Annotated in this window: 1 protein-coding gene; it reads left to right on the plus strand. The window is 68.3% G+C overall.

What is annotated here, in order from left to right; genetic code table 11:
* On the plus strand, positions 1 to 935 hold a 935-nt coding region (locus VQ03_RS29840), incomplete at both ends, for a DUF4082 domain-containing protein (RefSeq protein WP_048454561.1).

The following is a 935-nucleotide window of genomic DNA, read 5'->3' on the forward strand; positions in this document are numbered from 1 at the left end:
CACGCCCGGCGCCACCTACACGGCGTCCTACCACACCAATGTCGGGCGCTACTCGACGACGTCGAACGGGTTCTCGAGCGCGGTGACGAACGGCCCGCTCACCGCGCCGTCGTCCGGCAACGGCGTCTACGCCTATGGCAGTTCCAGCCTGTTCCCCACCAACACCTACCAGAACACCAATTACTGGGTCGACGTCGTCTTCAACCCGAACAGCAGCGCCACCAACCAGGCACCGGCTGCCGTCAACGATACCGGCCCGGCGGTGACCCGCAATACCGCGGTGACGTTCTCGACCGCGACGCTGCTCGCCAACGACACCGACCCGAACGGCGACCCGCTCACGGTCACCGGCGTGAGCGCCCCCAGCAACGGCACCGTGTCGCTCGACCCGACCAACGCCACCGTCACTTTCACGCCGACCGCCAACTACACGGGGGCCGCCGGCTTCACCTACGCGATCTCGGACGGGCGCGGCGGCACCTCGTCGGCGAGCGTGGCGCTCACGGTCTCGGCGCCGAGCACCAGCGCGTTCAGCCTGTTCTCGTCCTCGGCGACGCCGGCGGCGACCAACACCAACGACCTCAACCCGGTCGAGCTCGGGGTGAAGTTCCAGGCCTCGACCGCCGGCTCGGTCAGCGCGGTCAAGTTCTACAAGGGCACCCAGGATACCGGCACCCATACCGGTACCCTGTGGTCGAGCACCGGCCAGAAGCTCGCCACCGCGACCTTCTTCAATGAGACCGCGAGCGGCTGGCAGACCGCCACCTTCTCGAACCCGGTGACGCTCACGCCCGGCGCCACCTACACGGCGTCCTACCACACCAATGTCGGGCGCTACTCGACGACGTCGAACGGGTTCTCGAGCGCGGTGACGAACGGCCCGCTCACCGCGCCGTCGTCCGGCAACGGCGTCTACGCCTATGGCAGTTCCAGCC

The sequence above is a fragment of the Methylobacterium tarhaniae genome, assembly GCF_001043955.1.
In the GTDB taxonomy this organism is placed as follows: domain Bacteria; phylum Pseudomonadota; class Alphaproteobacteria; order Rhizobiales; family Beijerinckiaceae; genus Methylobacterium; species Methylobacterium tarhaniae.